Source organism: Sphingopyxis granuli (assembly GCF_001559015.1).
Classification (GTDB): Bacteria; Pseudomonadota; Alphaproteobacteria; order Sphingomonadales; family Sphingomonadaceae; genus Sphingopyxis; species Sphingopyxis granuli.
In genome coordinates, this window is sequence record NZ_CP012199.1 from 3,558,589 (window position 1) to 3,582,054 (window position 23,466).

23 protein-coding genes are annotated in these 23,466 nt (G+C 65.1%); 2 read left to right on the plus strand and 21 right to left on the minus strand.

Annotated elements, in window-relative coordinates:
* From SGRAN_RS16325 to SGRAN_RS16340, 4 genes are all read right to left on the minus strand, one after another.
* Positions 1 to 861, minus strand: a complete 861-nt coding sequence (locus SGRAN_RS16325; protein WP_067185454.1) for an enoyl-CoA hydratase-related protein — start codon at positions 859 to 861, stop codon at positions 1 to 3.
* The gene (locus tag SGRAN_RS16330) at positions 858 to 1,319 is read right to left on the minus strand and encodes a nuclear transport factor 2 family protein (protein ID WP_067185456.1); all 462 of its coding nucleotides are present in this window, start codon (positions 1,317 to 1,319) and stop codon (positions 858 to 860) included. Before SGRAN_RS16330 ends, SGRAN_RS16325 begins: the two co-directional genes overlap by 4 nt.
* A gap of 66 nt (positions 1,320 to 1,385) precedes the next feature.
* Complete coding sequence (locus SGRAN_RS16335) at positions 1,386 to 3,743, minus strand: TonB-dependent receptor (RefSeq protein ID WP_067187134.1); 2,358 nt, start codon at positions 3,741 to 3,743, stop codon at positions 1,386 to 1,388.
* 122 nt (positions 3,744 to 3,865) lie between these two features.
* On the minus strand, positions 3,866 to 4,378 hold the full coding sequence (locus SGRAN_RS16340; protein WP_234180784.1) for a nuclear transport factor 2 family protein: 513 nt from the start codon (positions 4,376 to 4,378) through the stop codon (positions 3,866 to 3,868).
* 102 nt (positions 4,379 to 4,480) lie between these two features.
* Between SGRAN_RS16340 and SGRAN_RS16345 the strand changes: the two genes are divergently transcribed.
* Complete coding sequence (locus tag SGRAN_RS16345; protein WP_067185460.1) at positions 4,481 to 5,128, plus strand: carboxymuconolactone decarboxylase family protein; 648 nt, start codon at positions 4,481 to 4,483, stop codon at positions 5,126 to 5,128.
* Here SGRAN_RS16345 and SGRAN_RS16350 read toward each other — a convergent pair whose 3' ends face one another.
* The 5 genes from SGRAN_RS16350 to SGRAN_RS16370 are packed head-to-tail and all read right to left on the minus strand — an operon-like array spanning position 5,129 to position 10,638.
* Positions 5,129 to 5,956 carry an SDR family NAD(P)-dependent oxidoreductase gene (locus tag SGRAN_RS16350; protein WP_237233545.1) on the minus strand — a complete coding sequence of 276 codons (828 nt, stop codon included), beginning with the start codon at positions 5,954 to 5,956 and terminating at the stop codon, positions 5,129 to 5,131.
* Positions 5,941 to 7,188 carry a cytochrome P450 gene (locus tag SGRAN_RS16355; RefSeq protein WP_067185461.1) on the minus strand — a complete coding sequence of 416 codons (1,248 nt, stop codon included), beginning with the start codon at positions 7,186 to 7,188 and terminating at the stop codon, positions 5,941 to 5,943. The genes SGRAN_RS16350 and SGRAN_RS16355 overlap by 16 nt, the downstream gene beginning before the upstream one ends.
* A gap of 15 nt (positions 7,189 to 7,203) precedes the next feature.
* On the minus strand, positions 7,204 to 8,289 hold the full coding sequence (locus tag SGRAN_RS16360; protein ID WP_067185463.1) for a zinc-binding dehydrogenase: 1,086 nt from the start codon (positions 8,287 to 8,289) through the stop codon (positions 7,204 to 7,206).
* 53 nt (positions 8,290 to 8,342) lie between these two features.
* Positions 8,343 to 9,443, minus strand: coding sequence for an LLM class flavin-dependent oxidoreductase (locus tag SGRAN_RS16365; RefSeq protein ID WP_234180780.1), 1,101 nt, complete (start codon positions 9,441 to 9,443; stop codon positions 8,343 to 8,345).
* Between the two features lie 40 nt (positions 9,444 to 9,483).
* Complete coding sequence (locus tag SGRAN_RS16370) at positions 9,484 to 10,638, minus strand: LLM class flavin-dependent oxidoreductase (RefSeq protein WP_067185465.1); 1,155 nt, start codon at positions 10,636 to 10,638, stop codon at positions 9,484 to 9,486.
* Positions 10,639 to 10,808: 170 nt separating this feature from the next.
* Here SGRAN_RS16370 and SGRAN_RS16375 point away from each other — a divergent pair, with 170 nt between their 5' ends.
* Positions 10,809 to 12,437, plus strand: coding sequence for a class I adenylate-forming enzyme family protein (locus tag SGRAN_RS16375; protein WP_067185467.1), 1,629 nt, complete (start codon positions 10,809 to 10,811; stop codon positions 12,435 to 12,437).
* A gap of 15 nt (positions 12,438 to 12,452) precedes the next feature.
* Here the strand turns inward: SGRAN_RS16375 and SGRAN_RS16380 are convergent, their stop codons facing one another.
* From SGRAN_RS16380 to SGRAN_RS16435, 12 genes are all read right to left on the minus strand, one after another.
* A complete protein-coding gene (locus SGRAN_RS16380) occupies positions 12,453 to 13,115 on the minus strand; it encodes a TetR/AcrR family transcriptional regulator (RefSeq protein ID WP_067185469.1) in 663 nt (220 codons plus the stop codon).
* 292 nt (positions 13,116 to 13,407) lie between these two features.
* A complete protein-coding gene (locus SGRAN_RS16385; protein WP_067185471.1) occupies positions 13,408 to 14,577 on the minus strand; it encodes a CaiB/BaiF CoA transferase family protein in 1,170 nt (389 codons plus the stop codon).
* Positions 14,574 to 14,885 carry a metal-sulfur cluster assembly factor gene (locus tag SGRAN_RS16390; RefSeq protein WP_067185473.1) on the minus strand — a complete coding sequence of 104 codons (312 nt, stop codon included), beginning with the start codon at positions 14,883 to 14,885 and terminating at the stop codon, positions 14,574 to 14,576. Before SGRAN_RS16390 ends, SGRAN_RS16385 begins: the two co-directional genes overlap by 4 nt.
* Positions 14,882 to 15,943: an amidohydrolase family protein gene (locus SGRAN_RS16395; protein ID WP_067185474.1), complete on the minus strand. Its 1,062-nt coding sequence runs from the start codon at positions 15,941 to 15,943 to the stop codon at positions 14,882 to 14,884. The genes SGRAN_RS16390 and SGRAN_RS16395 overlap by 4 nt, the downstream gene beginning before the upstream one ends.
* 3 nt (positions 15,944 to 15,946) lie before the next feature.
* A complete protein-coding gene (locus SGRAN_RS16400; RefSeq protein WP_067185476.1) occupies positions 15,947 to 16,747 on the minus strand; it encodes an enoyl-CoA hydratase/isomerase family protein in 801 nt (266 codons plus the stop codon).
* Positions 16,748 to 16,758: 11 nt separating this feature from the next.
* Positions 16,759 to 17,928: a thiolase family protein gene (locus tag SGRAN_RS16405; RefSeq protein ID WP_067185477.1), complete on the minus strand. Its 1,170-nt coding sequence runs from the start codon at positions 17,926 to 17,928 to the stop codon at positions 16,759 to 16,761.
* Entirely contained in the window at positions 17,925 to 19,511 is a 1,587-nt protein-coding gene (locus SGRAN_RS16410; RefSeq protein ID WP_067187137.1) for a class I adenylate-forming enzyme family protein, read from the minus strand. Before SGRAN_RS16410 ends, SGRAN_RS16405 begins: the two co-directional genes overlap by 4 nt.
* The gene (locus SGRAN_RS16415) at positions 19,508 to 19,912 is read right to left on the minus strand and encodes a Zn-ribbon domain-containing OB-fold protein (RefSeq protein WP_067185479.1); all 405 of its coding nucleotides are present in this window, start codon (positions 19,910 to 19,912) and stop codon (positions 19,508 to 19,510) included. The genes SGRAN_RS16410 and SGRAN_RS16415 overlap by 4 nt, the downstream gene beginning before the upstream one ends.
* A gap of 2 nt (positions 19,913 to 19,914) precedes the next feature.
* Positions 19,915 to 21,141: a thiolase family protein gene (locus SGRAN_RS16420; protein WP_067185480.1), complete on the minus strand. Its 1,227-nt coding sequence runs from the start codon at positions 21,139 to 21,141 to the stop codon at positions 19,915 to 19,917.
* A 4-nt stretch (positions 21,142 to 21,145) separates the two neighbouring features.
* Positions 21,146 to 21,619 (minus strand): MaoC/PaaZ C-terminal domain-containing protein, encoded by a 474-nt coding sequence (locus tag SGRAN_RS16425; protein ID WP_067185482.1) that lies wholly within the window; start codon positions 21,617 to 21,619, stop codon positions 21,146 to 21,148.
* 71 nt (positions 21,620 to 21,690) lie between these two features.
* Entirely contained in the window at positions 21,691 to 22,320 is a 630-nt protein-coding gene (locus SGRAN_RS16430) for a TetR/AcrR family transcriptional regulator (RefSeq protein ID WP_067185483.1), read from the minus strand.
* Positions 22,320 to 23,465 carry an acyl-CoA dehydrogenase family protein gene (locus tag SGRAN_RS16435; RefSeq protein WP_067185485.1) on the minus strand — a complete coding sequence of 382 codons (1,146 nt, stop codon included), beginning with the start codon at positions 23,463 to 23,465 and terminating at the stop codon, positions 22,320 to 22,322. The genes SGRAN_RS16430 and SGRAN_RS16435 overlap by 1 nt, the downstream gene beginning before the upstream one ends.
* Position 23,466: the final 1 nt, after the last annotated feature.

Consider the following 23,466-nt stretch of genomic DNA (forward strand, 5'->3'; position numbering starts at 1 on the left):
TTATTCCCCGTTTTCTTTTCTGATCGGTTTGAGCGGCGTCGTCGGCTCGCGCCGGTATTCCGCAATAAGGTCTTTCATCCCGATCTCGGCTGCGCGCGCCTTCACCGCCTTCACGGCGTCGGCCTGATGGAGCAGCGCATCCATGTCCGCGACATGGGCGGCTGCCTGGCGAAAGCCCTGCGCCTCGGCGGCGCGGTTGATCGAGAGTTTCTTGATGCGCAGCACCTCGGGCGGCGTCAGCGCGATCCGGTCGGCCAGCCCTTCGACCGAGGCGACAAGATCCTCGGCGGGAACCGCATGATTGGCCCAGCCCCATTCGACCGCGGTGCGCCCGTCGATCGAATTGCCCGGAACGAAGGACAATTCCTTCGCCCGCTTCGGGCCGACCAAGGTCGACCAGATGGGCGCGAGATAGCCGCCGCCGATCGGGATTGCGGGCTCGCCGATGCGGGCATCCTCCGCCACCACGGTGATGTCCGCAAAGACGCACATTTGCGTCGCGCCCGCGATACAATAGCCATGGACCGCAGCGATCACCGGCTTGGGATGATCCCAGATGGCGATCCACCGGTCGAGATTGCGCTGGAGCCGGTCGCGATCTGCAATCGGGTCGAGGCTGGTGCCGCCGCCGAGCTTGCCGACCTGATCGAGGTCGAAGCCCGCGCAGAAGCCCTTGCCTTCGGCGCGAATGCCGATCACGGGGCCGCCATTGTCCTTGAGATATTCGAGCGCTTCGGAAAACTCCTCCAACATCGCCGCCGACAGCGCATTGGCGCGGTCAGGGCGATTGAGAACGATCCAGCTGATACTGCCGGCGTGATCGATCCGGATTTCGGTGAATCGATCGGTCGGCGATGTCACGCAACGCGCTCCGTCGGGTTCGCCGTCTTCACATGATAGTCGGTGCCCATCGTCGTCTTGAGGACGCGAACCTTGAACTTCCAGACGCCGTCCTCTTTCACGACCACGTCATGATATTGGCCGTAAAGGATGCCGTCGGGGCGGTCCTTGGCGTAGCGGTGGATGGCGAGCACGACCGCGCGGACGGTGGCTTCGGTATCGCTGACAAAATCGACGCAGATGTTCGAGACATGGTGACTGGTCGCCTTGAAGAAGGTGCCGATTCCATCGAGCGTCTTCTTATAGGCTTCAATCCCCGTCGCGCCAAAATTCGGCGCATAGTCGACGACGCAGTCGTCGGTGAACATCTCGGCCATCTTGTCCGGCATGTTCATGTCGAGATAATAGGCATAGTCGAACAGGATGCGTTCGATCGCCTGCGTCTCGACAAGGCGGCTCAATGTCTGTTCATTATTCACTAGTGGTCTTCCTACAGGTCTAAAAATGCCGGAGGGAACCGCAGCCCCCTCCGAGTTTGCCCAATTTTACCGGTATTTGAACGACAGGGTGGCGCCATAGGTCGCCGGCCGGCCCGCGTAGCGTGCGACGGTGTCGTAGTAGCTCGCGACGTTCGTCCAATAATATTCGTTGCCGACATTCTTGCCCCAGATCGAGAACTGCCAGCGGTCGTCCTGGCTCTTCACGCCTGCGCGAAGGTCGAGCAGTGTATAGTCGCCGATCTCGTAGCCCGGCGCGTTGCCGATGATCGCGGTCGTGCTGCTGCGATGAGTGAGATCGGCGCCGACGAAGGCCGCCATGCTGCTCGAGACCGGGAATTCATAGTTGAAGCCCGCGCCCACCGAATATTTCGGCGAGTAAGGGAAAGGCGCTCCCGAGAAGTCGTCGAACACGCCGGCGCCGCTGAAGCCCTGGAACTCCTTGATCTTCGAGTCGACGTAAACGAGGTTCGCATAGACGTTGAGCCCGTCGGTCGGCTGCGCGTTGAGTTCGACTTCGAAGCCCTTCACGTCCGAGGTCGGGATGTTCACGAGCGCATCGAGGACGCCGAACACGGGATCGAGAAGCTTCGAGCGGAGCTGCTTGTTCTTATAGTCGTAATAGAAGGCCGCAGCGTTCGCCTGGAGGCTGCCGTCGAGCAGGGTCGCCTTGACGCCGAGCTCGTAGGACAGGAGCGATTCCTGCTTCACGCCGGTAAGCTGCGCGGTGGTAGCGGCCGCCGACGACGGGAAGCTGCCCGCCTTGTAGCCCTTGGTGGCGTTGGCGTAGAGCAAGGTGTCGCGGTTGGGTTTCCAGTCGAGACCCGCTTTGAATGAGATATTGTCCTCGTTGAGCGTGCCGGCGAACTCGCCCGGCAGATAGGTCGGCGCCGCGCCGTTGATCCCCGTCACATCGATCGTCAGACACTGATCGGAGTCGAAGGTCATGCCCGACGGCGGCAATCCGTTCTGCGCGCGGAGCAGGTCGCTGATGCCGGTGAAGATCACGCCATGCGGCTGGCCGGCAAGGCTGAAGAAGCAGGACGTCGCGCTGCGCTCGGATTTGGTGTAGCGAATGCCCGCTTTCGCGGTGATCTGACCGAAGTCGATTTCGCCGTTTGCAAAGCCGGCGTAATTCTTGATCGTCTGCTGGCTCTGATAGCCCGAACGGGTAATGCCGAGCGCCGCGGCGACCGTCGAGTCCGGATAGGTCAGGATGTAATAATCGTCGCCCTTGTCGCGCGAATAGTTGCCGCCAATGACCCAGCGGAAGTCCGAGCTGCCCGAGTTGGCGAGACGCAGTTCCTGCGAGAAGGTGCGGACCTTGCCGGTGAACTCGGCGACGTCGAAATCCTGCAGCGTCACGCCGTCGCCGTCATAGGGCATGTCCTGATTATAATGGACATAGGAGGTCAGCGAGGTGAGCGTGACATTGTCGAAAATGTCGAGATCGATGCGGCCGACGGCCTGCCAGAACTTGTTGTTCGAGCTCGGGTTGATCGACTCGGTGAAGTCGGCCGCGCGCGGACGCTCGGGTGCCTTCGGGTAATTTTCGACCGCGGTCGGCACGCCCGGGATGTTCGGACGATAGAGGATATATTGCACGGCCTGCGGATCGCTCTTGTCGACCCAGCCATTGACGTTGAGCTGAACGCGCAGCGTTTCGGTCGGGTTGATGTCGACGAGCAGGCGCGCGGCATAGGTCTCGGTCTTGCCGGTCGTCGCGTCGTTCGTATAACCCTTCTGCCAGTCGCCCGAATGGATCGCCTTACCCGAAAGGCGAACGCCGATCTTGTCGGACAGCGGGCCGCTCACATAGGCTTCACCCTGGATCGTGTCGAAGCGGCCGTAGCTGATGCTGCCGCCGGCCTCGAAGCTGTCGGTCGGCTTGGCGGCGATATAGTTGATCGCACCGCCGGTCGCATTATTGCCGAACAAGGTGCCCTGCGGACCCTTCAGCACTTCGACACGCTCGAGGTCATAGGCCAGATTGTTGGTGAGCACCGGGAAGGCGAGCGGCGCTTCGTCGAGATAGACCGACACCGCGGGATAGGCGGCAAGCGTCGTTTCGTAGAAGCCGACGCCGCGCAGCGTATAGACCGGCGTGTTCGAGCCGCTGTTGGTGTAGGAGAGGCCCGGGACGGCATTGGCGAGATCGGCGAGGCTGTTGATCTGGCGGTCTTCGATCATCGAACCGCTGATCGCCTGCACCGTGACGCCGACGTCGTTGATGTTCTGCTCGCGCTTCTGCGCGGTCACGACGATCGCATTGTCGTCATAGCTCGTTTCTTCGGTGGGCGGGGGCGGCGTCGTCTGGGCGACGGCCGGGCTAGCCGCAGCGATGGCCATCAGCAAGGCTCCGCTGCCAAGCAGCGTGGACCGGAAGCGCATTTTCTCCTGGGTCATCATGTCTCTCCTCCCAATATGCCGGCCGTGCTCTTCGGCGCGTCGGCGGTTCATTCTATATCAACAACTACGTTGACGATTTAGGCGCACGAAAGCGGGTCGTTGGTATTAAGCTCCGAAAATCAGGTCAGTTTACGTGGCAGATCCGATGGAGCGGGCTCGGCGCCCGGCCAACGAACATTGAGCGGCGTCGACAGCGAGCTGCCCGCCTGGTCCCAGGTGCCGACATGGATCGCGCGCATTTCGCGGCTCTCGATCTGCCAGCGATCGTCTATGCGGCGGTAGGCGTCGATATAGCGCACCGCGGCATAGACCGTGTCGTCTCCCATCCCGAGTTCGAGATGCGCGGCGATGAGGCCGGTGGCCCGGTCGTCGCCCTGGAATTCGATCTGGACATAATTGGGGGTGTGAACGGTCTGCTTCATGCCGGCACGGGCGGCGCGCAGAAATTCGATCACCTTGTCGCGGCCCGAACCACCGTCGAACCCCGACGCCACGAAGCGCGCGTCGGGTGCGAAGCAGGCGGCCATGGTGTCGTAGTCATCGTCGTCGGTCGCACGGAAATAGGCAATCACCAGGTCGTGCAATTCCGCACGATCCTCGAGCTTCCTGATCCGTTCTTCCAGCGTCGCCAAGACGACCCCCTCCATCTATTGTTATGGACTCTAGATAGCCGCTTGGAAGCGCCAGTCAACACTAAAGTTGACAGCTTTCGACGAAGCGTTAGGGTGCCTCGCATGACGAACCTCGAAGACCTGGAAGCCTTGGCTGTCGTAGCGTTAAATGGCGCTGCCGACGGCGCGCCGCTCGACGAACTTTCCACCGCGCTGATCCAGCTTGGATGCTGCGTTTCGGTCTGTTCGCTCGACCGCGCCGCGATCGATCAGAGCATCGAAAAGGCCTTCGCCGCCGGTGCCACATTCGAGCAGGTGCAGGAGGTGATCGCGCTCATTTCGGGACTCGGCGTGCACAGCCTGATGGTGAGTTCGGTCCCCGTTCTCGAGGCCGCGCGCCGGCACGGGCGAATCGAGACGACGATGGATGCCGAGCGCGTCGCCCTGTGGGATCGCTACGTCGGCGACGATCCGTTCTGGAAGGGGTTCGAGGCCGAGGTGCCGGGCTTCCTGCAATCGATGCTCATTCTCTCGCCCGACATTTTCGAGGGCTTCTTCACCTATTGCGCGATCCCGTGGAAGAGCGGCAAGGTCCGTGCCGTCACCAAGGAATTGATCGCGATGGCGAGCGACGCGACGCCCTCGCATCGCTTCGTCCCCGGCTTCAAGGTGCATCTGCGCAATGCGATCGCGCTCGGTGCGAGCAAGACGATGGTGCGCGAGACTTTGAGGATCGCTGCCCGGACCCCCAAGCACAGCGGCACGCCCTGATCAGGCAGCCTGTCCGCGCCAGGCGAGCGCGCCGCCGTCGATGAGATAGGCGGCGCCGGTGATGAAGGACGCATCGTCGCTCGCAAGAAACACCGCGAGTTTCGCGACTTCCTCGGGCTCGCCGAGCCGCGGCAGCAGATGCGCGCCGCGCAGGCTCGCCTCGACCGCGGCGCCATCGTCGGCGGCATCGATATAATTCTGGAGCATCGGGGTACGGATCGCGCCCGGGCAATAGCAGTTCACGCGGATGCCATATTTCGCAAGGTCGGTGGCGCTCGCCTTGGTGAGCATCGCGACCCCGCCCTTCGACGCGCAATAGGCGCCCGCCATCGGATAAGAGACGAGCGCGCCGGTCGAGGCGACATTCACGCTCGCGGGTGCTTTCGATCCCTTCAGATAGGGCACCGCAAATTTGGTGCAGAGCCAGACCGCCTTGAGATTGATGTCGTGGACCATGTCCCACACCGCCTCGTCGAGATCCTCGATCGAGGTTTCCGAGGTCAGGTCGGTTTCGTGAACGGCGGCATTGGCGTGGACGACATCGATGCCGCCGAAGGTCGCGGCCGCCTGATCCATCAGCGGCTGGATCGACGCCGAATTGCGCAGGTCCACCGCGATGAATTTCGCGGTGCCGCCCTCGGCCTCGATCATCGCGACGGTCTCGTTGCCGCTATGGGCATTGATGTCGGCGACGACGACCTTCGCGCCCTCGCGCGCCATGGCGATCGCCGAGGCGCGGCCCATGCCCTGCCCGCTGCCGGTGACGACGCAGACGCGGCCCGCGAGCCGCGGCCCCATGCCACCGCCGGCGGTCAACGCACCGGCCATTCGAGCGGCACATTCTCGACCGCAGCGACGATGCCCGAGTGATAGACGGGGTTGGCGCCATCCTTGAGCTTGAAGTCGGGGATGCGCTTGATCCATTCCTGGAGCGTCACCGTCGCCTCGAGGCGCGCAAGATGCAGACCCGCGCAGCGGTGCGGACCGCCGCCGAAGGTCGAATGCTGCGGCGCGCGGCGATCCCAGTCGAGTTCCCAGGGATTGCTGTTGTCGGCCTCGTCGAGCCCGTGCAGCGCGGTGGGCAGCAGGATCATGTCGCCGCGCTTCAGTTCGACGCCGCGATAGACCTGGTCGACCGCGACCATGCGCGCTTCGGACACGACGGGGAAGCGGCGGAACAGTTCCTCGACGCCGCGGCGCAGCTTCAGATCGTCGTCCCTGATCTCGGCGACCTTCTCGGGGTGGCGCGCGAGATAGATCATGAAGAAGCTCAGGAAATTGACCACCGTATCGAGGCCGCCGAGCAGCAACAGCGAGATCAGGCCGAGCGCCTTTTCATGCTCGATCGGTTCGCCGTCGATCGTGCCATTGACCATGATCGAGATGAGGTCGTCGCCGGTCCCGCCGGTGCGGGCGCGGATGATCGGCTCGACATAGGCGAAGAAGCCATTGTTGCCGGCCTCGAGCGTCGCCGCCATCTCCTCGGGGGTGTTGCCGGCGGGGCGGGTCATGTCGACCGCGAACTTCGAGAGCTTGGGCACGTCGGACATCGGCAGGTCGGCGAGCGTCATGAAGACGACGACGGGGAAGATATTGGCATAGTCGCGCGCGAAGTCGCATTCGCCCTTGGCGACGAGCGGCTCGATCAGCTTGATCGCCGCTTCGCGCACCTGCTCCTCGACGTTGCGGATTTTCGCAAGCTTGAGGCCGGAATCGAGGAGCTTGCGGTACGGGGTGTGCTCGGGCGGATCCATCCGCGTCGGCACCATCTGATATTTCTCGCCCGCTTCCTTGGGGAGGAAGATGACCTCGCTCGAAAAGAGCGGCGGATTTTCATAGACTTCCTTGACGATATGACCGCGCGTCGCGATCCAGTGTCCGCCCGTCAGCGGGGTCCAGACGAGCTCGGGCATGTCGGGGGTCTGGAGTGCCTTCCAGGCTTCATGATAGCCCTCTTCGATGCCGTCGAGCGCATACATGTCGATCTCGCGCACGAGTTCGGCGGGGATATGGTCGGGCCGCGGGGCGCGAACGCGGTCGTCCTGGATACTCGAAGCCATTGATACTCTCCTGGTTCAGCTCTTTTCGGGGTCGATGATCGCCTTGATCACCTCCCCGGCCTTGGTCGCCTCGAGCGCCGCCACCGCTCCTTCGATCCCGAAACGGTGGGTCACGAGATCGGCGAGCGGCACATCGTTCTGCAGGCGCGCCGCGAGGTGGAGCGCCTGGTGATAATGTTTGGGCTTGGGGAAGGTCGCCCCGGCGATGGTGAGATTCTTCGTCGTCAGATCGCGCGGGCTGATCGGCTGCTCGCCGATCGCGCCCCAGAGACCGAGAATGATATAGCGACCATGATTGCCCGCGAGCGAAACGCCTTCGGGAAAAGCGGGCAGCACGCCTGCCGCCTCGACGACGACATTCGGCCCGTTCGCACCGCAGAGCTCGTAGATCTGGCGGCGGCGTTCCTCGGGGCTCGATTTCAGCGACACCGTCGCCGTCGCGCCGAGCGACTTCGCGACCGCGAGGCGGCTGTCATGCATGTCGATCGCAATGACCTCGCGCGCGCCCATTTGCGCGGCGACGAGGATCGCGGCGAGCCCGACGGGCCCCGCGCCCTGCACCACGACGGTCTCGCCGAGACGCACCGGGCCGCAGCGATCGAAGCCGCGCAGCGCGGTCGGAAGGGCGCAGCCGAGCGAGATCACCGCCTCGACCGAAGCCCCTTCGGGAAGCTTGAAGAAGGCAAGGCCGTTGGGGAGCCAGGCGTAGTCGGCATAGCTTCCCCAATTGGGCTTTTCGGCATGCTCGAAGAATTGCGAATTCTCGCACGGCGTCTCGTCGAGCACGGTGCAGCTGTGGCAGCGGTGGCAGAGCGCGATCGGCGCCCAATAGACGAGGTCGCCGACCTTCACCGTTTCGCCGGCATAATCGGTCGACACGCCGGGCCCGAGCTTCTCGACGCGCCCGACGCCTTCATGGCCGAGGATGATCGGAAAGGGCATCACCCCTGCCCCGCCGTCGGCGATATGGACATCGCTTCCGCAGACGCCGCCGGCGACGATGCGCACGAGCGCCCCGCCGGCCTCGGGATCGACGATCGGGACCTCCCAGGTCTCGATCCGGTTCGGCTCGACCAATACGCAGGCTTTGCCTGTGCTCATCTTATCTCTCCCGGCGCCGTGGAGCGGAGGGGCGCCTGCCCCCGGAGACGGGCTCAGATCGACATGCGCACTTTCGGGCAAACCTCGGTGGCCAGGCGGCGGATCGACTCTTCCCAGGGCTTGGGATCGTCGAGGCTGTCATGCTGGTTGGCCACGATCTGGCCCCAGCCGCCGCATTTGTCGGCGAGGATTTCAAGCTTCTCGATCACCGTTTCGGGCGAGCCGCAGAGCACGACATGCTCGGCGAGGAAATCCTCGTCGATATTGTCGGGAGTGATGTCGACGCCGCTATCCTCGATGATGCCGTTGAACAGGCCGAACTTGACGTAGATTTCCTTCAGATATTCCTTCCACGTCCGCATCATGCCGCTCTTGAGGAAGAGCCGTTTCGCCTCGGCATCGGTATCGGCGATGAACACGTCGCGGCAGACGCGGAAGCGCTTGCGGTCGGGGGTGAAGCCATTGGCCTCCATCGCGCGGGCCCAGGTGTCCCAATGCGCCTTCATCTGCGGCGTGCCGCCGAAGAAGGAAATCGGGCTGTAGTTGCGCGAGCCTGCGAACTCCATCGACTTGCTGTTCATCGACAGCGCGGTCACCGCGATCTCGAGATTGTCGCGCCCGCCATAGGGATTGTTGTCGGCGATGATCACGTCATATTCGGGCATGGTGTCGGGGCCCGGGAAACCGGCCTGGAACCATTCGCCCTTCTCCTTGAAGGGCTTTTGTTCCCACACGCGCTCCATCAGGCGCAGCGCCTCGAGCTGGCGCGGCGGCAGCGGGCCGATACCGTCGAAGCCGTGGAGAATGGCGTCGGTGTGGTGGCCGCCCGGCGCGACGCCGAGGAAGTAGCGGCCTTCCATCACCTGGCTGAGCCAGCCGATGCGGATCGCGAGGGTCGCCGGGTCGTGATAGGGGAGGAGATGCGCCATCGGCGCGAAGCGGATATTCTTGGTCGTCTGCGCGCAGGCCGCGATCACCGCCTCGGGCATCGGGATATTCTCCCAGCCGAGCGTATAATGTTCGCCGATCATGAAATCGGCATAGCCTGCTTCGTCGGCAATCCGCGCGATATCGAGCGCCCAGTCGAACACCTGGCGCGGCGTCCGGCTCGGCGGATTGTAGGGGGTCATGAAGATCCCGCACTGCATCGACATTCTCTCTCTCCTCAAATTCTGTTTTTTGCTTGTGCGGCGATCAGGTCCAGGTGCCGTCGGCGTCCTTGGTCGAGAAGCGCGGCGCGACCTTGGCGATAAACTGCTCAAGCTCTTCCTGGTTCGCCTCGGGTTCGAGATGGCCCTGGCCGAACATCAGGAACAGTTCGTCGAAGCCGAGCTTGTCATGCGCCTTGCCGATCTTGTCGGCAATCTCGTCGGCGGTGCCGATGAGGACGTTGGGCGGGCGCTGGCCGAGCGGAATGAACCATTCGTCCCAGAACCACATATGCTCGGCCATGAGCTCGGCGGCGCGGTCCTTGCTGTCGGTGAGCATCAGGAAGCCGCCCCATGCCGAGGCCTGGGTGTTGGTGACCTCGCGGCCGACCTTCGCGGCCGAGGCGATGTAGCGGTTGTTCAGCATTTCGCAGAATTCGATATTGTCCGAGAGGACGATCAGCTTGCCGCCTTCCTCGGCCCAGAAGTCGATCGTGCGGCCCGAGGCGGCGAAGCCGCCGTAGATCGGGGGGTGCGGATCCTGGTAGCAGCGCGGCGCGATGCCGATCTGGCGAACGATGCCATTCTCGTCCTGGCCCTTGCCATATTTGGCGTAGGCGGGGTGGCCGCCCGAGCCGCCCTCCGGCGGGAACTGCCAATTTTCGCCCTTGTGGTCGAACACATCGTTCGTCCAGGCCTTCTTCACGACGCGCACGCCCTCCTCGAAGAGCGAACGGTTGCGGGCGTCCTGCTGGTCGCGCGCCTTCACATTGTCGGGGGTGGTGGCGCCGACGCCTTCCTTGATGCCATAGGCATCGACCCAGCGCGCATGATAGCCGCGCGTGAAGCCGCAATAGAGGCGGCCCTGGAGCATATGGTCGAGAGTCGCGATTTCCTCGGCGACGCGGACCGGATTGTGGGTGGTCATGGTGTAACCCATGATCCCCGCCTTCAGGCGCTTCGAGTGCTGGCCGACGAACTGGCTGAACATGCCCGGATGGTTGTTCGCCTCGAAGCCCTCGATCTGCAGGTGATGCTCGGGCTGGCAATAGCCATAATAGCCGAGCTCGTCGGCGAGCTTCACATAGCCGCGCACCTCTTCGAGAAAGCGCTGATACAGCTCGGGACGCTGGCCCGCCATGCCCTGTTCGATCTCCTTGCGACGACCGACCACGCCTGTTTGCATCAGGTGAAACTTCATCTTCCGGCTCCTCCGCCCAATCAATTCTTGTTTATCAACACATGCGTTGATAGATAGGGGGCACCCCCCTTGTCAATGACCATTTGTAGGCGGCAAGGTGGGCGACACAAAAGACCGGGAAACAACGCGCAGGCGCGAAGGCGACCCCCGCGCACAGGAGAGGATGACGAATGACGGCGTTCACGCAATGGACCGAAGTGGCACCGATTGCCGACTTGCTGATTCGCGGCGCGGCCCGCCATCCCGATCGCAAGGTGATCGCCTTCCCCGACGCATCGCTCACCTATGGCGAGCTGCTCGGCCGCGCGGCCGACGTCGCTCGCGGGCTCGCGGGACTCGGGATCACGCCGCGCTCGCATGTCGGTCTCCTTTGCAACAATGGCCCCGAGATGGTCGCGGGCTTCTTCGGCATCCTGCTCGCCAATTGTGTCGCTGTGCCGCTCAATGCGCGCCACAAGGCGCATGAGCTGCAATATATTATCGCCAACGCCGATCTCTGCGCGATCCTGACGGCCGCGGCGGACACCAGCTATCTCGATTTCCGCGAGGTGCTGGCCACCGCCCTCCCCTCGGTCGGCGCGGCGGCCGATGCGCAGGCGCTCCATCTCGAAGAAGCGCCGCTGCTCCGCCACCTCATCCTCCTGTCGGGCGACAAGCAGGCGGGCTTCCTCGGCGCCGCCGATCTCGCGGCCGCCGCTGAGCCGGTGAGCGAGGCCGAGATCGACCATCGCCGCCGCTCGACGCGGATCTGCGACAATGCGGTGATCATCTATACCTCGGGCACCACCGCCAATCCCAAGGGCTGCATGCTCTCGCACGAGTCGATGACCCGGGGTCCGGTGTTCCGTGCCCAGAACCGCTTCCGCTCGGCCGACCATGAAGTGACATGGGGCGGCGGCCCGCTCTTCCACATCGGATCGCTGGCGCCCTTCATCGGCTCGGTCGGCTGCGCCGGCACCTATATCACCGACGTCTTCTTCGATCCCGGCCGCGCGCTGAAGCTGATGGAACGCGAAGGCGTCACCGCGGCCTGGCCGTGGTTCCCGGCGATCCTGCAGCCACTCTTCGACCATCCCGAGTTCGATCCCGCGAAGCTCGACAAATTGCGCTCGGTGCTGCTGATCGGCCCCGAGAGCCTCGTCGAGCGGGCGATGACCTTGCTGCCGCAGACCGAGTTCATGCAGGCGTGCGGGATGACCGAGACCGCTGGCATCTTCGCGCTGATGGATGAAGGCGAGTCGCGTTTCAATCGCGCCAACTGCCAGGGCAAGGCGGTCCCCGGCGTCGAGGTCCGGATCGTCGATCCCGAGACGGGCGAAGATCTCCCGCCCGATTCGGTCGGCGAGATTCTGGTGCGCGGCTATTGCGTGATGTCGGGCTATTATCGCGACCCGGTGAAGACCGCCGAGGCGCTCGACGAGGATGGCTGGCTCCACACCGGCGATCTCTACAAAAGGTGCGGCGAAGGCCGGCTGACGTTCAACGGCCGCGCCAAGGATATGCTCAAAGTGGGCGGCGAGAATGTCGCGGCGATCGAGGTCGAGGCCTATCTCGCAAGCCATCCCGCGGTGCGGATCGCCGAGGTGGTGGGTAAACCCGACCCGCGCCTCGACGAGGTGCCGGTGGCCTTCGTCGAATTGCGCCCCGGCATGACCGCCGGTGCCGACGAGCTGATCGACTTCTGCAAGGGCAAGATCGCGAGCTACAAGGTACCGCGCGCGGTCTATTTCATGACCGCCGAGGAGTGGCCGATGTCGGCGACGAAGGTCAACAAGCGGGCGCTGCGCGAGCGGCTCTGATCAGGACAGGCGGGCTCAGGCCTTTTTCGCGTCGAGCCCGCCGAAGAAAATCTTGCAGAAGCTGTCGGCGATTTCCTCGGCCGAGTGCGGCCCGCCCGGCTGATACCAGCGGTGGGTCCAGTTGAGCATTCCGAAGATCGCGTTCGCCGCGATCGACACGGCGATGTCGTCGCGCAGCTCGCCCTTCTTCATCAGCTCCGAAATGAGACTCAGCACGATCCGCTCATAGGTCCGCGTCTGGGTGATGATCTGCTGCGCCCAGTCGCTCTTCTCGCTCGCGATGCGCTCCATCTCTTCCTGGATGTAGACATACATGTGCGGATAATAACGGTCGTAGGCGAGCATCAGCTGGATGATCACGGCGCGCAGCCGGTCCTTGGCATCGCGGCTGAGGTCCGCAGCGATGCGTTCGCATTCGGCGATATTGGCGTCGACGCTGAGGCGGACGCACTCGCGGAACAACTCCTCCTTGCTGCCGAAATAATAATAGACCGTCGCGCGGTCCATGCCGGCCTTGTGGCCGATCTCGGCGAGGGTGGTGGCGCGAAAGCCATTGGCCTTGAACTGGCGGCCCGCGATCTCGACCAGTTCCTCGCGCTTCGCCATATAGTCGCTATTGCCGTCGACGAGAGCCGACTTGCGGCGACGCGAGATATTACTCGCTGGTGCTTTTGTCATAAGTCTTGCCTAGCTGAACGCCCACAGCCGATCCAAACAGCTTGGGCGGACGTTCGTCAACTGGAACTAGGCTGGTCCGACACCGGTTGCCGTCGCAGCGCGGTGCCGGGCAAGCCGGCGAATATGACAGCGATCGACTTCCTCTCGACCGGGCGCGACAAGTGCGGTAAAGGGTCGCCTCGCGCTGTCCTCACCCGATCATGCGGCGGGGAATATGACTTGTCAACGATAACGTTGACTGGCCCGCGCGGCCGCCCCGCCACCACTCCCAAGCTGCCTCCGCACGGACTGTCTACCCGGCTGCGGGCCAGTCCTTCGCCGCGCCGAGCGCCGCGCGGATCGCATCGCTGTGCGCGCCGAGCGCCGGCGGCGCAGCGCGCACGCCCGCGCCGGCGCGGTCGATCGGGAGCCGGAGCTGGCTGAGCGGCGCCGTACCGGTCTCGCCGGGGAGATCGACGAATAGCCCCCGTTCGCTCACCTCGGGAAGCGCGATCGCCTCGCCGACGCTGTTGACCCGCCCGCACGAGATGCCGGCCTCGCCCAATATGTCGAGCCATTCGGCGACGCTCCGCCCGGCAATGCGCGCCGCGATCAGCGCATCGAGGTCGGTGCGGTTGGCAATGCGGTCGGGGATGGTCGCAAAGCGCGCTTCCTCGCCGAGCGGCGGCAGGCCGAGCGCGGCGCACAGCCGCGGGAACTGCGGCTCGCTCGCCGTCGCGATCATCAGCTCGCCGTCTGAAGCGCGAAAGACGCCATAGGGCGCGGCGCTGGGCGCGCCGGAGCCCAGCTTCTCGGGCTCGTTCCCGGTCGCAAGATAACCGAGCAGCTGGTGGTTCATGAGGTTGAAGGCGGTGTCGATCAGCGCCGGGCGGACATGCTCGCCGCCGCCGCCCGCGGCGCGGCGCGCGAGCGCCGCCATCATGCCCATTGCCGCCCACATGCCGGTCCCGAGGTCGAGCACCGAGGGCGCAATGCGCACCGTCGGATCGCCCGCGCTCCCGGTGAAGCTCATGAGCCCGCTGACCGCCTGGACGAGCGCATCATAGCCGGGCATCCGGCTGCCCACCGGCCCGTCGCCGAAGGCCGATACCGAGCAGAGGATGATGTCGGGATTGCGGCTGCGGAACGCCTCATAGGTGAAGCCGAGCTTCTCGCCGACGCCGGGCGGAAAGCTCTCGACGACGACATCGGCGTTCGCGGCAAGATCGAGCAGCAGCGCCCGGTCGGCGGGATCGCGAAGGTCGAGGAGCAGGCTGCGCTTGTTGCGGTTGACCGCGAGGAAGACCGTCGCGGTGCCGTCATGCGTCGGCGGCAGGCCGCGCGTATCGTCGCCCGCGGGGGACCGCTCGACCTTGATCACGTCGGCGCCCATGTCGCCGAGGATCATCGCCGAGAAGGGCCCGGCGATGTTGGTCGCAAGGTCGAGGACACGAAGCCCCTTGTAGGTCTCGTCGAACCTCATGAGGCGCGCCGCTGCACACGGTCGTCGGTCCAGAGCTTGTCGAGCACCTGGCGAACCTCGACCCCCGTCACCCCGTCGAGCGGGGTCAGCGCATCGGCGATGAAGCGCGTCATCGACATATAATGGACGCAGCCCGTGTCGGTCAGGCAGAGCGCGACCGAGACCTTGCCGTCGGCCGAAATCGTGACATCGTCGATCAGGCCCATTTCGACGATGGTCATCGGGCTCTGCATCGAGATGCTGCACGGCTCGGGTATCTCGCCGAGCCGCGCCATGATGTCGCGCAGGAGATGGCCATGGTCGCTCATTCGCGCAGCAGACTCCAGGGCTGCGGTACGCCTTCGGCGCGGATCGCAGAAAATTCGTCGGCTGCGATGCGCGGCAGCAGCGCGTCGACATCGAAATCGTGCAGCTTCGCCGAATTGAGCCCCATGATATTGTCGCGGTCTTGCTGCGTCAGCTGGCGGATGCCGAACTCGGCGACATGCTCGGGCGCGAATTCGAAGCCGCGAAAGGCCTCGATCAGCGGCAGCGGATGCGCGAGATTGTTGCCGCTCGCGAAGAGCAGGCGCTCGGAGCCGACCTCGGTGATGAGGCGGCCGAGGATCTTGGCGAACACGCGCGGCTTCACGAGGATGTAGGAGAAAACCGTCTCGAGCGTCAGATAGAGATTGGGGTGGCGCTGGAGCAGCGCGATCGTCTCGTCGAGGAAGGCGGCGCCGCCATGCACCATCTCGAAACGGATGTCGGGGAAGCGCGACAGCGGCGAGGCGAAATCGTCGATGCCGAACGCCTCGCGCGGCGCGGGTTCGAGCCACAGCGCCTTGTGGACCGCGACGCGGTTGATCCCCGCCTTTTGGATATATTCGAGAAAGGGCGTCGCCCAATCCTCGCCGTCGAGCCGCCAGCCCTGGCCGATATTGTCGTAGAAGAAGGCGGGATAGAGCTTGACCCCGTCGATGCCATATTCGTCGATCTGGCGCCTGATCTCGTCGATCGCGCTCGCAACGATCGGCGTGCCGACGGTCCCGTACATCTTGACCCGGTCGGGATAGGCATTGCGAAAGGCGACGCATTTCTCGGGCAAGGTGATCGGGCCGAGCCCGAAGCCGAGGTTGGGGAGCGAGTGCAGCACTGCAAAATCGACCGGGCTCTCGGCGAATTCGGCGCGCCCGATCACGTCGAAGCTCAGGTCGCGATAAAATTCGTCGGGCTGCAGGACGAAATGGCTGTTCGCCTCGTCGAACGACAATTTGTGCGACGCATAGACCGCCTCGACCTGCGGCATCGCCGCCGGGTTCTGGTTCTCGGGCGACATGTTCCAGGGATGCACGACGGCATCGATGATAAGCTGGCCGTCAAGCACCGGTCATTTGTCCTGATTGTAGCGCGGCGCGCGCTTCTCGATCGCGGCGGCGACCCCTTCGCGCAGATCGTCGCTGTAGGTCAGCGCCGCGACCCCCCAGAAGCTCGCGTTCATCGATCCCTGCAGATCCATGTGCCAGCTCTGGCGCAGCTGCTGCTTGGTGGCCTCGAGCGCGAGGCGCGGCCGCTCGGCAATCCGCGCGGCGAGCGCGACCGCCTCGGCGACGAGCGCCTCGGGTTCGACCACCCGGTTGACGAGCCCGACCGCGAGCGCCCGCTCGGCGTCGAAGATATCGCCGGTGAGCGCCATCTCGGCCGCCATGCCGCTGCCGACGAGCCTGGGGAGGAAATAGGTGCCGCCATTGCCCGGATTGAGCCCGAGCTTGATATAGGTTTCGCCAAGCTTGGCGTGGGTCGAAGCCAGGCGGATGTCGCAGGCGAGCGCGAGGTCGAGCCCGCCCGCGGTGGCGCCGCCGTTGATCGCTGCGACCACCGGCAGCCGGCTCGACACGAGGCGCTGGGTCACCGGCCAGAGCACGCGGGCATTATAGGGTTCCTGCGCGGCGTGATGCTGTTCGGCGAGATATTTCTGGAACTCGACGAGATCGGCGCCGGCGCAGAACTGCTTGCCCGCCCCCGTCACGACGAGAACGCGTACCGAGAAATCGGCCTCGAGCTCGTCGAGCGCGTGCATGAGGTCGGCCGCCATTTCGGGGACCACCCCATTGCCGCGGTCGGGCCGGTTGAGGGTGATCAGCGCCACCCCGTCGGCGGGCCGCTCGAGCTTGATCGTGTCATAGTCCATGAAGCGTCTTCCTAATCCAGCCGCTCGAGGATGGTGACTATCGCCAGCGCATAGGCGCCGTCCAGCCACCCGCCGCCATTGACCGCCATCGCGATACGCGCATTTTCAACCTGGCGCGCCCCGGCCTCGCCGCGCAGCTGGGTCACGATCTCGTGCAGCTGGGCGCAGCCGGTCGCGCCGAGCGGATGTCCGCGGCTGAGGAGCCCGCCGCTGACATTGACGGGGTGGGCGCCGCCGAGCGCGGTCGCGCCGCTGCGCAGCAGCTCGAAGCCCTGCCCTTCGCCGCACAGCCCGATTTCCTGATATTGGAGCAGTTCGGCGGGCGCCGCGGCATCGTGCAGCTCGATCACATCGCAATCCGCCGCCCCGAAGCCTGCCGCCTCGAACGCGCCTTGCGCCGAGTCGAAAACCGGCCGCCCTTTCGCACCGGACGCGTTGCGGCACGCGCGTACCGCGACGAGCGGGATGCCGCGCCGACGCGCTTCCTCTTCCGAACAGACGATGATCGCCGCGGCGCCGTCGGTGACCGGCGAGCACATGGCGAGGGTGAGCGGCGGCACGATCATGCGGCCGCCGAGCACCTCCTCGACCGTCTGCGGGGTGCGCAGATAAGCGAGCGGGTTGAGCGCGGCATGGTCGCGGTTCTTCACCGCAACGCGCGCGAAGTCGGCGGGCTCGGCGCCATAGGTGTCGAGATAGGAGCGCGCGACCTCGGCATAATAGTCCATGAGGATCGAGTTGGCGCTCATCGAGCCGGGTTCGACCTCGCCGATATCCTCGATATCGGTCGAGCCGCGCAGCGCGTTGAAGGCGCGGCTGCGGTCGGGATGGCTCATCTGCTCGGCGCCGACCGCAAGCGCGCAGTCGATCGAGCCGCTCGCGACCGCCTCGATCGCGAGCAGGAAGGCCGAGCCGCCCGAGGCACAGGCATTTTCCACATTGATGAGCGGCAGAGCGCCGAGCGGATGGTTGCGGAAAGCGACCTGCCCCCGGATCATCACCTGCTGGGTCACCGTGCCGGCGATCGCATTGCCATAATAGACGCGCTCGACGCTGTCGGTGTCCATGCCCGCCGAGCGCAGCGCGAGATCGGCCGCTTCGAGCGACATGTCGCGAACGCCGCGGCCCGTCTGCTTGCCGAACTGGGTCATGCCGACCCCGGCGATGATGACGCGCCTCAACGGCCGCCCGCCTGCGCCGCGGCACCGCCGCCGATCCGGCCGCTATGCCCCTGCCAATATTGGTCGCGCACTTCGCGCCGCAGGATCTTGCCATAACCGCTCACCGGCAGCGCATCGACGAAATCGACCGCCTTCGGCTTCTTGTAGCCCGCCATATGTTCGCCGCAAAAGTCGATGATCTCCTTCGCCGTGATCGTCTCGCCCTCCTTGGGGACGACGACGGCATGGACCGCCTCGCCCCAATAATCGTCGGGGATGCCGAACACGACGCAGTTCGCGACCTTGGGGTGGAGGATGATGACTTCCTCGACCTCGCGCGGATAGACATTGTTGCCGCCCGAGATGACCATGTCCTTCGCGCGGTCGAGCAGGAAGAGATAGCCTTGCTCGTCGAAATAGCCGATGTCGCCGGTGTGGAGCCAGCCGCCGCGCAGCGCCTCGGCGCTCGCCTCGGGATTGGCCCAATAGCCCGGCATCACGACGTCGCCGCGCGCGACCACTTCGCCCGCTTCGCCCGGCGGCAGCGGATTGTCATTCTGGTCGACGCAATGCGCCTCGACGTCGGTCCGCACCTGCCCCGCCGATCCGATGCGCGGATCGTCGGCGGCGAGCAGCCGCGCATGCGCCGCGGCGCTGAGGCCGGTGATGGTGATGGGCGCCTCGCCCTGCCCGTAGAGCTGGACGAAGACCGGCCCGAAGGTCGCCATCGCCTGCTTCAGCTGCTCGACATAGATGGGCGCGCCGCCGTAGCAGATCGCGCTCAGCGAGGAGATATCGTAGCGCCCGGGCACATAATCCTCGAGCAGCTTCACGATCTGGGTCGGCGCCATGAAGGCGATATGCGAGACCTTGAGGCGCTCGACCGTCGCCAGCAAAGCGTCGACGTCGAAGCTCGCGCTGTCGCTGATCGCGTTGACCGCGCCGCGCGCGACCGTCGGCAGCGCGACGATCCCGCTGCCGTGCGACATCGGCGCGCAGTGCAGCACCATCTCGCCGGGCTGGATATTATGGAGGTCGGCGAGATAATTCATGATCACGGTGCGGACCATGCGGTGGTTCCACATCGCGCCCTTGGGCTTGCCGGTCGTGCCCGAGGTATAGAAGAGCCAGCAGAGATCCTCGGGCGCCGCCTCGACCGCCGCGCCGAGCGCATTCGCCTCGTCGAGCAGGATCGAATAGGGTTCCGCGCTGCCGGCCGCATCGGGGCTGATCCGCCGCACGCCCGCGAAGAGCGCGGCATTCGCCGCGATCCCCTCTTCATATTCGCCGCCATGGATCAGGATCCGCGCGCCGCTATTCTCGACGATATAGGCCATCTCGCGCGGGTGGAGCCGCGCGTTCACCGGCACCACGACGAGGCCGGCGGCGAAGCAGCCGAAGATGACCTCCATGATGCGCGGCGAATTGGCGAGGCAGAAGGCGACCCGGTCGCCCGGCTTGCAGCCGAGCGCGACGAGGTTGCCGCCGACCGCGAGCGCACGCTTGTGGAAGTCGCGGTAGCTGATCCGCTCGTCGCCATGGATCAGCGCGAGGCCGTCGCCCTGCTGGCGCGCCGACTTCTCCAGGAAGGCGAAGCTGTTCATGACCCGGCGCGGCGGAAGGTCGCGCAAGGGCGCCGCGCGATGTGCGCCGCATCCTTGGCGACGAACTCGACCCGGTCGTCGCACTGATAGGAGGACCAGTCCTCGGGGGCGTCGGGCTCGAGGCGGACCGCGATCTGGACGCCCTCGTCGAGCTTCACCACGCCGATCGCATAGGGAAGATCTTCCTCATGGCCTTCGGGCGCACCCTGGCGCAGTACGCAGAAGCTGTGGAGCGTGCCGGCGCCGCCGCTCGCCGCCCAGCCGAGATTCTCGGACTGGCAGTGCGGGCAGGCGTAGCGCGGCCACATATTGGGTTTGCCGCAATCGCCGCATTGCTGGATCAGGAGCTCGCCCTTGGCGAGGCCGTCGCGAAATTCGGTTACGATGACAGGAAGGGTCATGATCAGGCTCCGAGGCTGGTGCGTTCGAGCAGGAGAATCTGGGCGTCCATATAGCTGCCGCCCGAGCCGCCGATGATGGCGCGCTGGCAGCCGTCGACCTGGCGCTTGTCGGGGGCGCGGTGGAGGAGCTGGCGGATGCCCTCGACGAGCAGCGCGGTGCCGCCGCCGACCCCGGTGTGGCCCGCCGAAAGCAGGCCGCCGTTGGTGTTCATCGGGAGCTTGCCGCCCGGATCGCCATGGCCGGCAGCGAACCAGCGGGCGCCCTCGCCCTTCTCGCAAATGCCCATACCCTCGATCGCGATCGCGGTGACCGCGGCATAGCTGTCGTAGATCTGCGCGATATCGGCGTCGCCCGGGCCCCAGCCCGATTGCGCCCAGGCGCGTTCGGCGGCGAGCGGCCAGCCGAGGACCGCCTGATCGGGCTCCTGGCTGAGGCAATAATGGCTGACGCAGCCGCCCGAGCCCGCGACGCGGACCGCATGGCCGATGCCGCGCTTCTTCGCATTTTCGGTGCTGGTGACCACGAAGGCGCAGGCGCCATCGGCCATCGGCGGGCATTCATAGCTGTGCAGCGGGTCGGCGACCATGCGCGAGGCGAGGATCTGCTCGACCGTCAGCGGCTTGGTGTAGAACATCGCATTTTCGTTGAGATTGGCCCAATTGCGCAAGGTCACGCAGATCGAGGCCATTTCGGCGGCGGTGCTACCCGAGGCGTGCATGTAGCGCCGCGTGATCATCGCGCCGATCGCGTTGAACTGGATGCCGGTCGGCAGCTCCCATTCGCCGGGGATGCCGTTCTTCGAGAGCATCGTGATCATCTCGTTGAGATCGGCCGAGCCCCAGCGTTCGCACTGGAGGACGAGCACATTCTGCGCATGGCCCGCGGTGATCAGCCCGTGCGCCGCGCGCACCGCATTGTCGCTCGTCGAGCCGCCCGAATGGACCATGTAGCTCGCCTTGCAGCTGCCATGGATGCCGAGCTCCTCGACCATGCGCGAGAAGACGAGATCGGCCTGGTCGGCTGCCGAGTGCAGGTTCGGGATGAGGATGATCGTGTCGATGTCGCGCGGCACCATAGCGGCATCCTTGAGCGCGAGCAGCGCGACCTTGGTCAGCGCCTGGATGAACCCGCGCTCGGGAAATTTCCCGGTCGGGATCTCGCCGACGCCCACGAACACGGGGTCGTTGGCATCGCCCGCCGCCACATGCATTTTCCAGTTTTCCGCCATATCCTCAGCCCTCGCTTGGCCGGCGCTTCGCCAGCATCGTTTGCAAAAATGTCAGCACTTCCTCGCCGTCCTGGTTGCGGACCGAATAGGTCACGCCGAGCGTGCCATATTTGGGTCCGGTCGCCTCGTGACGGCTGACCGTCGCGAGGACGTGAAGCGTGTCGCCCGCGAACACGGGCTTGGTGGCCTTGAGGCCGGTGATCTCGACCAGCGCGGCGATCGCGTCGCCATAGAAGCCGCTCAGCCCGACGAGTCCGACCGCGAGCGAAAAGGTCAGCGGGCCGTGCGCGATGCGCTTGCCGAACCGGCTCGTCGCCATGAAGGCCTCGTCGGTGTGGAGCTGATAATGATCGCCGGTGAGCCCCGCATAATTGGTGATGTCGCCGATATCGACCGTGCGGCCGCGCGTCGTCATCGAGTCGCCGGGCTCGAAGTCTTCGAAGAATTTGGGTTCCGGATCGATAAAATGTCGTGCCATGTTCACTTCCAAACAAGCATTTGTTTTAGCTATGCCAGCGCCTCGCGGCTGTCAATCCCGCGCGGTCGATTTCAGGGGTCGGCGAGGATTCCGCCAAGCAGGGTATCGGCCATCAGCTCGCCGACCTCGGCGGGCGAGAGCCGGCCGTCCGGCGAGAACCACTCGGGAGTCCAGTTGAGCGCGCCGAGCATGGTGAGCACGACGACGCGCCGGTTGAGATCGGCGCGCAAGCGTCCCTCGCGAACCCCCTCCTCGACGACCTTCACGAACATGCGCTCATATTCACGCCGCTGCTCGACCGCGCCCGGCAGATTGTCGGGACCAAGGAAGCGCCACTGGTGGAAGACGACGAGCGAGCGCTCGGGATTGTCGGCGACGACCTCGAGATGTGCGACGATCATGCGGCGCAGCCGCGCGACGGGATCGCCCTCGCCATTGGCGTGCGGCTCGACCGCGGCGAGGAAGCGGCGGATGCCGTCGGCGACGATCGCGACGAGCAACGCATCCTTGCTGTCGATATGCGCATAGAGGCTGCCCGGCAGCACGCCGACGGCGTTGCCGATGTCGCGCATCGAGGTGCCGGTGAAGCCCTGCTTGCCGAAAAGATGCATCGCGGCATTGAGGATCGAGCCGCGCGGCCCCGCGCCGTCGCCGCCGGCCGCTTCCGCGATCGCTGCGCCTGCGGGGCCGTCGCTCGCCATCAGCGGCCGAGCCCCATCGACTTGGCGACGATGCTACGGAGGATCTCGTTGGTGCCGCCGCCGACCATGCCATGCTTCGCCTCGCGGAAGTAGCGCTCCATGTCATATTCGGGGAGCTGCGCATAACCGCCGAGCGCCTGCATGCCGTTGGTCGCGATCTCGAACAGGGTCTGCGACGAGATGAGCTTCGCCTGCGCGACGAGCGCTGAGGATTTTTCGCCGCGCGCCATCGAAGAGGCCGCCGCATAGACGAGATAGAAGGCCGCCGAGAGGCGCGCGCGATCTTCGGCCATGCGATGTTTCAGCACCTGGAATTCGGCGAGCTTCTTGCCGAAGGCCGAGCGTTCGGAGAGATATTTCACCGTGTCGTCGAGTGCGGTCTGGGCATTGCCGATCTGCGAGGCGGCGATCGAGAGGCGTTCGAAATCGAGATGCTCGCCGATATATTGCCAGCCCTTGTTGACCTCGCCGAGCAGCGCGTCCTTGGGCAGGCGCATATTGTCCATGAAGAGCGAGGTGGTGCCGAGCGAGCGGCGCACGAGCGTGTCCATCTTCTGGACTTCAAGCCCCGGCGTGTCGTTCGGCACGAGCAGCACGCTGAAATCATAGCGCCCCTCGCCGGTGCGCAGCATCATCGCGATGCAGCTGTTCGGATGATGCGCGCCCGAGCACCAGACCTTGTTGCCGTTCACGACCCATTCGTCGCCTTCGAGGCGCGCGGTCGAGCGCGCGCCCGCGGCGTCGGAGCCCGACTGCGGCTCGCTGATCGAGATGCAGAATTTGGCCTCGCCGCGCAGGAAGGGCTCGAGATAGCGCTGGCGCTGCGCCTCGGTGCCATGTTTCGAGACATTGGTGGCGGTGAACATCGAGGTCATGATGCAGGCCGCGGTGTCGAGGCTGTCCTTGCCGATCGCCTCGCAGAAGATCGCGAACATGACGGGATCGCGGTCCATCCCGAGTCCACCATGCTCTTCGGGGATCAGGAGCCCGAGCCAGCCCTGCGCCGCCATCTCGCGATAGAGGGCTTCCGGGAACTCGCGATTCTGGTCATGATAGCGCAGTTTTTCGCGCGGAAATTCGCGATCCATGAAGCTGAAGACGACATCGCGCCACATCCGCTGCTCGTCGTTGAATGAATAGTCCATG